At 44.1% G+C, this 8,399-nt stretch carries 9 protein-coding genes and 1 pseudogene; 1 reads left to right on the plus strand and 9 read right to left on the minus strand.

What is annotated here, in order from left to right; all coding sequences use genetic code 11:
* A partial coding sequence (locus L1D47_RS19985) for a transposase domain-containing protein (RefSeq protein WP_239883628.1) occupies nt 1–227 on the plus strand: 227 nt, incomplete at its 5' end.
* Between the two features lie 358 nt (nt 228–585).
* On the opposite strand, the gene L1D47_RS19990 is transcribed toward L1D47_RS19985, so the two are convergent.
* The 9 genes and pseudogenes from L1D47_RS19990 to L1D47_RS20030 form a co-directional block, all read right to left on the minus strand.
* Nucleotides 586–1,509 carry a retron St85 family RNA-directed DNA polymerase gene (locus L1D47_RS19990; protein ID WP_239886543.1) on the minus strand — a complete coding sequence of 308 codons (924 nt, stop codon included), beginning with the start codon at nt 1,507–1,509 and terminating at the stop codon, nt 586–588.
* Nucleotides 1,506–2,474, minus strand: a complete 969-nt coding sequence (locus L1D47_RS19995) for a retron St85 family effector protein (protein ID WP_239886544.1) — start codon at nt 2,472–2,474, stop codon at nt 1,506–1,508. The genes L1D47_RS19990 and L1D47_RS19995 overlap by 4 nt, the downstream gene beginning before the upstream one ends.
* Before the next feature lie 197 nt (nt 2,475–2,671).
* Nucleotides 2,672–3,624 (minus strand): annotated as a pseudogene (locus L1D47_RS20000) (IS5 family transposase).
* A 529-nt stretch (nt 3,625–4,153) separates the two neighbouring features.
* Nucleotides 4,154–4,864, minus strand: coding sequence for a hypothetical protein (locus L1D47_RS20005; protein ID WP_239886545.1), 711 nt, complete (start codon nt 4,862–4,864; stop codon nt 4,154–4,156).
* 3 nt (nt 4,865–4,867) lie between these two features.
* The gene (locus L1D47_RS20010; protein WP_239886546.1) at nt 4,868–5,374 is read right to left on the minus strand and encodes a hypothetical protein; all 507 of its coding nucleotides are present in this window, start codon (nt 5,372–5,374) and stop codon (nt 4,868–4,870) included.
* A gap of 211 nt (nt 5,375–5,585) precedes the next feature.
* Nucleotides 5,586–6,254, minus strand: coding sequence for a hypothetical protein (locus L1D47_RS20015; protein ID WP_239886547.1), 669 nt, complete (start codon nt 6,252–6,254; stop codon nt 5,586–5,588).
* The gene (locus L1D47_RS20020) at nt 6,251–6,757 is read right to left on the minus strand and encodes a hypothetical protein (protein WP_239886548.1); all 507 of its coding nucleotides are present in this window, start codon (nt 6,755–6,757) and stop codon (nt 6,251–6,253) included. Before L1D47_RS20020 ends, L1D47_RS20015 begins: the two co-directional genes overlap by 4 nt.
* Nucleotides 6,758–6,791: 34 nt before the next feature.
* Nucleotides 6,792–7,835 (minus strand): RHS repeat-associated core domain-containing protein, encoded by a 1,044-nt coding sequence (locus L1D47_RS20025; protein WP_239886549.1) that lies wholly within the window; start codon nt 7,833–7,835, stop codon nt 6,792–6,794.
* A 324-nt stretch (nt 7,836–8,159) separates the two neighbouring features.
* On the minus strand, nt 8,160–8,399 hold a 240-nt coding region (locus L1D47_RS20030), incomplete at its 5' end, for an integrase core domain-containing protein (protein ID WP_239882331.1).

Raw genomic sequence — 8,399 nt, forward strand, 5'->3', positions numbered from 1 at the left:
ATCGCGCCGAGAGAGCGATAAAACCGTTCGTCATTGGGCGGAAGAACTGGCTATTTGCCAATACGGCCAATGGTGCGAACGCGAGTGCCATACTGTACAGTGTGATCGAAACCGCCAAGGCGAATGGGTTGACGCCCTTCGATTACTTGATGTACTGCCTTGAGCAGTTGTCACTTAAGCCCGAGTGTCTAGAACACTTGCTACCCTGGAATGCAAAACTCGGCTAGGTGCAGTTCTCCGGACGGATACTTATGTCTTGCAAATTTAGGTGTTTGGAAGGGCACCTGGAGCCATAGCTTCATGGTTATCTAACGCCTGCCCGGCGGGTGCTGTACATGGAAGTACCAATGTCGTGATCACAGGGATGTGAAAGAACGATTACGTGAACGCTCTTTATTGTCATGGTGAATGAAACGAAGCTTCACTCTTATGAATGAGAGGCTGAAATGTCGTATTAGCGGTTAAACAGGTGCGTTGTTGGAGAATATCCATTTGGGCTTTGAGAAATACCCACTGATCTTAACGGAAAAAAGCGAGTTATCTGTCTTCTCGATTTGGCCTCTAGTAAAACTTTCTTAAAGGCAATTACAATTTGGAATTATAACTTATTATCTCACCCACTAAATCTGCTCCATATTTTAAACATAGTCGATTAATAAACTGAGGCTCTATTGAATGAATGTATGAAATGTAACCAGATAAATAAGAACGTTCATTTTCATTTAGTGTTGCCCAATTGTGTACTTTACTTTTAACTGTCCTCTTCTTATTTCTTCCTATTGACAACTTTTTATCATGAGTTAGTATTAGCCCGGTTACTTGTTTCTTTCGTTTTCTAGATGAGTGAAATGTTTTGTTCTTATTTATCGTTAGTCCTGAAGGTAGCTCAAGGTTAGCGACAATTTTTAACACCTCCTTTTCAATAAAAAATAAAGTATTTCTTTCTGAAGTTGAGAAATATAAGTCGTCAGCATACCTACTATATATTACATTATGGTTTTGGCATAACCCTGATAACTTCTTATCTAGCTTGTAACATATAGCGTTAGATATACATGGGGAAGTTACTGCTCCCATCACTAAACTATTTTTATAGCATAATAATTTTGCCAATAATTTAGTGTCGCTATATGTCCAGTTTGGCTCTGATATCGAAAATTCTTTATCAAGGAAGTTTTCAATATCATCATAGCTAATTGAATCAAAGAAAGACTTAAAATCCATTCTGAGTAGAAAATCATTGTTTACATGAAGTAACGCATTTTTCTTTACACTACAACCTCTTCTATATGCAGTACTTGAAGGATGAATCTTTAACTTATCCAGAATGTTATCATTAACAACCCTTTGAATTAGTTTTAATTCCTTTTTAGGATGATGTATCCATCTCTTTGAACCATCACGTTTAAAAATGTAGAATTTAGAATAAAGACTATTGGAACGATTGATTATGCTTCTAATATAATCAATATCCAAAAATGTTCTTTTTTGTATTTCTTCCAATATCAACAGTTTAGTACCTTGTTCAAAGTTTTATTATATGCGTCAATGTATACCAAAGAACTGACACATTTAGCCCTAATATCTTGAGATACTCTCATTAATGCTTGCATCGACTTATTGCTTTTTAACTCTTCAAATGAATTGCAATAATAGTAAACAGTTTCATTTATTTCAATGCAGCCTATAACACCTAGTGCAACAGATAAAGAAATAATGAATTTCAAATCTGACACTTCTGTTTTTGTATGTATGTTGAAAGAATCTTTGCAGGCATCAAGAATGATATCTTCTGTAACTGGGTCAATTGAAATAATTATTAGGATTACAATAAATAAAAGTTCTTTTCTGTTGAACTTCATATTTCCATAAGTATGTTCTTCATCTCTTGTGGTATAGTTTCGGCTGCGCCTTAAATCAACTCGGCTTATTAGTTCTGGCATGCACGTAAGAATTGATTCGAACTCTGAATATATGCAAGGGCCATATTTTGATTCTTGATTAACCCATTTGACCGGTCCTGTGTTAATAAATGATGGGACATGTTCAAACTGTTTATCAAGTATTGGCAATAACTTCCTTCTAAGATCCGTGGCCATGGAGAAGGCACCTAATTCAGCCACTGTTCCAAATGATTCAACTAGAATAATCACAACATCTGAAAAGTCGGCTAGCCATTCTTCTAAAGCCAGCGCATTAATATTGTTTTTACGTGATTTTACAATCGTATCCCATGCATACTCAGCACGAAACGTTAGTATATTATAAGCGTGTCTTTTTAAGTAAACTTCCATTACTTCACGATTAGAACAAAACTCTGGATCCCCTCCACATATAAAAATTATTTTGGGAAGCGGTTCCCTACCAAATAAGTACGATCGTTTAGCGGAAAGGCTAGTAGAAGAAGAGTCTCGCTTAAGTTGAGAAATCAACTCTCGGTATGCTACTTTGTATTTTGGATGTTCAAACCACATTCACGGTACCAAGATGAAAAGGAATTAGAAAAGTCCTTACTGCAGGAGTACGGAATCTGTCAGAGATTCTAGGGAAACTGCGAACAAGTCCTGCAATTTAGGTATCGCCTGATTTTTGAACGCTAACTGTTCAATTTTGGCCAATATACTGCCGTTTTASGCCGAATTTCGACCTAATTCCAGGCTGTTCCCGGATTTCAGACAGATCTTGGCTGTCGTCGTAACATCTGGTCTACTTTAAACAGGTTCGCCAAGGTGAATAGCATGGCTAACTGTGAGTCATTTTTCGTCAGCCCTTTATAGCGTGCTTTGATAAAGCCGAACTGACATTTGATGATCCGAAACGGGTGTTCTACCTTCGCCCGAATGCTGGCTTTTAAATACTCGATGTTGATGGCGGTTTTATTCTTGCGGGGATGCTTMTTCAGCGCCCGAACTTTGCCGGGACGCTCTGCTATCAGCCATTCCACATTAGTATCTTCTAGCTCTTCGCGTTTTTCCGCGCCTTGATAACCAGCATCRCCAGAGATGAATTCCTCGTCGCCATGCAACAGATTTTTCAACTGGTTCAAGTCATGTTCATTGGCGGCGGTTGTCACCAGCGTATGGGTGAGGCCACTCTTTGCATCCACGCCAATGTGAGCTTTCATACCGAAGTGCCATTCATTGCCTTTTTTAGTCTGATGCATGTCCGGGTCACGTTCATTCTTTTTATTTTTAGTGGAGCTGGGTNTCCTTGCGTCATCATCACACCGCAATCCGACAGCCATTGATTGACCGTTTGGAATAACTTACGAGTGAGTTTGTGTTTTTCCAGCAAGTGCCGGAAATTCATAATGGTAGTGCGGTCAGGAATGGCTTTATCCAGTGACAGTTGTGCAAACTGACGCATCGAAGCAATCTCGTAAAGCGCATCTTCCATCGCCTCATCACTCAGACTGTACCATTGCTGCATACAGTGAATGCGGAACATCGTTTCCAGKGGATAGGGACGACGACCATTGCCCGCTTTTGGATAAAAGGGCTCAATCACTTCCAGCAGTTGAGTCCATGGTAACAGGTTGTCCATCCGAGATAAGAAAATCTCTTTACGGGTCTGGCGGCGCTTGCTGGAAAACTCACTATCGGCAAAAGTTAACTGTTGGCTCATGGGCGGTAATGGCTGTGATTTACTATGTAGCTATGATCTCACATCAGGGACTTATTCGCATCTTCCCTAGGGAAGGTGCGAACAAGTCGTCGCACAGCTCTGGCTTTGATAGCAGCGACAGTTCAAGGCATTCAACTGAGGGCATGCCGAGGCCTGCTGAAGTTGAATAACGCCGAAATGGTGTTGCTATCAAAGCCCCGCAGGGCGAGGCTTACAGCGGTATTTGCTGCGTTACAGTTCTTGCGAAGGACTAGGGCCATTCGCTGCAAACTGTGCCTAGCATCTATCCACTTTAAGCACACGCAGAGCAAGCACTGCAAAAAGCGTCCGATGTTGGCATCATAGATACGGCCATTCATATGAATAATATCGAGATGGCTGACTGCCTCATGGCCGGTATACTCCTTGCTGCTTGCCGGCGATGCGTAACCATTGAGTAACGAGCTGGTGTAGACTGCTATCTGTTTACCCCATGGGTCATAGGTAAACGGTATTGTTTATCCAGCCAGCTCACCTCAATTAAACGCTATCACTTAATCGTTGAGCGAAACTCAACCGGATAAAAGTAAATCGTGTATTCGGTTGTCTCTCCCGCCTCAATAAAAGGCAGGGTGAGGGTAAAAAAGCCCTGCTCACCCGCGAGGTTGGTATTCATTGCAACTAGATTGCCACACAATATTTGAGTGTCGATTCGAAGTTGATTCGGGGGCAACTGATTAAAATCAACCTGTCGGTGAGGGATTGCGATGCTCTCGCCCTGATAAAAATCATACAAGTAATCAGGAAATTTCCTTTCTGGCGATGACATGCAAACGTCTACACCATAATCACTAGGGTCTTTACTAGGGTGCCGCCCCAAAGGGATAAAGTTAACCTTAGTTTGCTTCCCTACGCGGTATTGGTTCAAGGTGATGTGCTGGGTGTCTAATCGTAGCCCTTCTTGTAAAGAGGTGATAAACAGCTCCATCCTCAGATGATTAAAATACTCACTCTTATACCTCCCTAAAGGTAAATTATAGTTTCCAGGTATACGAATTTTAAACTGCACCTGATTTTTTAAAGTGATAACGGGGCTAAAAATGGGAGATGTGTACCCCGTATTCCTTAGGTGGCCCACATACTCAGTCGTGTCGACATTGGTTAACCCATAACTACTGCGAATGCCGTAGCTGTAATACGCGCAGCCATTGAGCAGAAATATCACAAAGACTATTATCAACCCTTTTAATGTGGCGGTCATGGGCTATTCCTCCAGGTTGTTCATGTAGTAGTGATAATTGCCCACGCCCAGCGCATAGTACTGCGCGGCCATCGCTGGCGGGATAGTGGCAACTAATACCCCTGTATTACTCACAGCCCAATTTGCCATCCATTTATCGTGGAACACCGAAAACGCCCTAAAGCCGTTGATGTTACGTGAAGACCAACTTAATGCTGGCGAGTACTCTGACATCCAGTAATTTAGATTGCCTCGGTCAAATACCACCCGATTTTGTGTAGCTGACCAGTCGTAAAAATTCATATCATCTCTCACTAACGAGCCTTTTAATATTTCCAACTCTTTTGCATTAAGCGTAGCGACATCGCGGCCAACAAGCTTCGCTTCCACTGCTGCGGAATCCGGTTTGACTTCAACCGAGGTGCCGGTATTGCTGACCAGCTCATTTTGCACACCATCTCCCTCAAGCTTGATCACCGCATTGCCTTTTGAGGTTTTTAGAGAAGATTCATAGCCTGAATAACTGTCCATGGCTATCTTTAGCCCCTGAGCAATTACCGCAAGCTTAGCCCCTTCACGGCATGAGCCACCGGATGCGGCGCCCGCTGCGCAGCCTCCGGCTGCTGACAAGGACAGCCGATAGGCGGAATCGGATAACCCAGTTCCCGTGCCACTGAGTGCGCCAGCGCATTATCCCTCTGACAACAATATTCGCAACCAGCCTCTCGCCGTCTCCCACGTTTTAATTAGATGATCTCCACTTAATCAGTTTTTTATGAAAATAAATGACGTCATGATTATCTAGTGGCAGTAGGGAACCTGTAAAATCGAGCGCAAAATTCACATCTTTAACCTTTTTAGGGAATTTAAAGTACAAGTTATAACAGTTATCTACAAATTCACTGCCGAGCCGTAAACTCTCTTTGTTATCAGCAATGTCTACGCTGCGAGTGCCTCTTTCACCATTAAGAGATTTATCAACACCACAAAAAAAAGGCTCATCGTCTTTAAATTTCATTGCTCTATATGGCTTAAAGCGCTGCTCCACACCATCAGCCTTCATTATCAGCACGATATTGTTTGCTATTAACTCAACCCCCCTTTTGAAGGGTTTTACACCCAATGCAAGCATAATTTCATCATCATTAAACTGACTGTCAGGCCAACGGTTCATCTCAATACCCAATATGGCATTGCCTCGGTACTTGGTTTCATAATTTGTCAGCCACAATGAGAGGTGGACGCTGGAAAAATCCATGTACTTATCAAGACTCTCGTTCTGCTTATACTCTCTAGTATCTGGGGCAGAATCCCACGGCTCGATTGAGGGTACACTGGCCACCTCCAAAGTCGTGGTCGTACAGCCACTAATTGCAAGAATAAATCCTAGGAATAATTTATTCATTTTCATCGCTCCCTCCTTATATTCTTATAATAGTAATTATAACTGGGGACACCGTACGCACTGTACTGAACTAAAAACGCTGGAGGTATTGAAGTAATGGTAAACGCCGTTCCATACCAAGTTTCTTCCATACCGAGAGCACGCTCTGTCATGCCAACCAAGCTATCATGGGTAATTGAAGCCCCTCGTACACCTGGGATGTTCTGCGATAAGAAGCTCATAAATGGGCTAGACTCCCCCATAAGCCCAAGGTTGGATAAAACACTACTTGGCTCAACACCCCGAGCTAGCAATATTGCTTTAGCCTTTGAAACAGGAAGTCCTATTAAATCTTTAAAATTAGGGTCTTTCACCGTAACGCCCATCCCTGTATTATCAACGCCCTCCTGCAACCAATCAGCATTCTTACCTTGTTTTATCCACTCTGTTTTCAAATCACCATCAGGTTTAACCACAGCCTCACTTTGAGACGTCGCCAGAGAGGTATTGGTTCTCGCAATGTGATCCATACCAATCTTTAGCCCCTGAGCAATCACCGCAAGCTTAGCCCCCTCGCTGCATGAGCCACCGGATGCGGCGCCCGCTGCGCAGCCTCCGGCTGCTGACAAGGACAGCCGATAAGCTGAATCGGACAACCCTGTTCCCGTGCCACTGAGTGCGCCCGTCACCCCCCCCCATAATGGCGCCAGTTAAGGCGCCTTTGGCTGCGCCACTTAGACTGCCCGTCATAATGCCGCCGGCGACAGCGCCCGCTGCCGCGCCACCGACAACACCTGCGAACGTTGAAGCCGCTGTACCGCCAGCACCTGCCGATGCAGCAAATCCAGCCGCCCAACCCGAAGCTGCACCATAGGTCACTACCGCTGCCACAATCGCCACAATGGGGCGCCAATAACGTTTAATCGCTTTCCAAAGTTTATCGAAGAAGAAACCGCTGGGGTCGGTATAGCTCATCGGGTTATTCAACACATACGCATAACGGTTATAGTTCTGCAGGTTATCCGCCTGCTGAATAAAGGGGTCGGCCTGCAAAAAGCGTCCGATATTGGCATCATAGATGCGACCATTCATATGAATGATATCGAGATGGCTGACCGCCTCATGGCCGATATAACCTTTGCTGCTTGCCGGTGATGCGTAACCATTGAGTAACGAGCTGGTGTAGGCAGCTATCTGCTTACCCCATGGGTCATAGGTAAACTGCTGTACGACATTGCCCGCACCATTGGTGATGGTCGTCGTGGAGCCCTGATGGTCTTTATGCAGATAGTAGGTATCACTACTATTGTTGCTCCGCTTGGTAATGACCACATTGCCCACATACAACTTCTCCTCAGTTAATGCGGTTTTACCGCCACCGGTGCGCACCACCTTTTCATATAGACCGTCTACATAATAGGTGGTGTAGTAGGCGCTGACATTGTTTTCGATTTTGACATCATAACGCTCGAAACGATTGCGGTTGACATCATACTTAAACCGACTGGATTCACTGCCTTGAGTGATGGTATTGACTAAGTCTGACGAGGTGTAGGTAAAGAGACGGCTGCCGTCACTTTTAATATTCCCTCTAGCATCATAACTCATGCTGTAACGGCTTTGTGCTGACGCCGTACAAGTTTGCCCTGAAAGCGTGTAGCCGGCCGGGCACTGATATTCTGCTGATTTAATGTCTATCGCATAACAACTGCCGCCTGACTCGGTATAGCCATTCGTGCAAGTCGATACCAGGGTGATTGTTGCAGGTATTGGGCAACTGCCGCCTACACAGTCACCCGGCCCGCCAATAGAAGCAAAGGTACTTATTCCCCCTCCACCAAAGTCAAAATTACACATATTGCCAACAAGATAATAATTGGGCGGGCAAGTGTATTCGAATGACGTTGACGCCTCACCAGCGTATTGTAGTGGTCAACTAAAATTGGCCACGGTTTTGTATTCAAGCCAGTATCTTCGCTCTGACTCATTGGGTGTCAGCCCACCGTTATATTGATGTGGTCTCAGCTGACTGTAATACCCCGTCACATATCGCGAAATTTCACTCTTAGCCTCACCGATATCCCGATAGCCGGTCATCGGTATCCATTCTGTTTTTAAGCTTCTAAAGAAGCGCTCCATCGGGCTGTTGTCCCAGCAGTTTCCTCGTCGACT

Source organism: Shewanella sp. Isolate7 (genome assembly GCF_022398425.1).
Lineage (GTDB): Bacteria > Pseudomonadota > Gammaproteobacteria > Enterobacterales > Shewanellaceae > Shewanella.

What these genes read in the sequence shown, in the direction of transcription:
- L1D47_RS20020 (WP_239886548.1), bottom strand. Translation starts at nt 6,757, where the DNA reads ATGGATCACATTGCGAGAACCAATACCTCTCTGGCGACGTCTCAAAGT.
- L1D47_RS20005 (WP_239886545.1), bottom strand. Translation starts at nt 4,864, where the DNA reads ATGACCGCCACATTAAAAGGGTTGATAATAGTCTTTGTGATATTTCTG.
- L1D47_RS20015 (WP_239886547.1), bottom strand. Translation starts at nt 6,254, where the DNA reads ATGAAAATGAATAAATTATTCCTAGGATTTATTCTTGCAATTAGTGGC.
- L1D47_RS20025 (WP_239886549.1), bottom strand. Translation starts at nt 7,835, where the DNA reads ATGAGTTATGATGCTAGAGGGAATATTAAAAGTGACGGCAGCCGTCTC.
- L1D47_RS20010 (WP_239886546.1), bottom strand. Translation starts at nt 5,374, where the DNA reads ATGGACAGTTATTCAGGCTATGAATCTTCTCTAAAAACCTCAAAAGGC.
- L1D47_RS19995 (WP_239886544.1), bottom strand. Translation starts at nt 2,474, where the DNA reads ATGTGGTTTGAACATCCAAAATACAAAGTAGCATACCGAGAGTTGATT.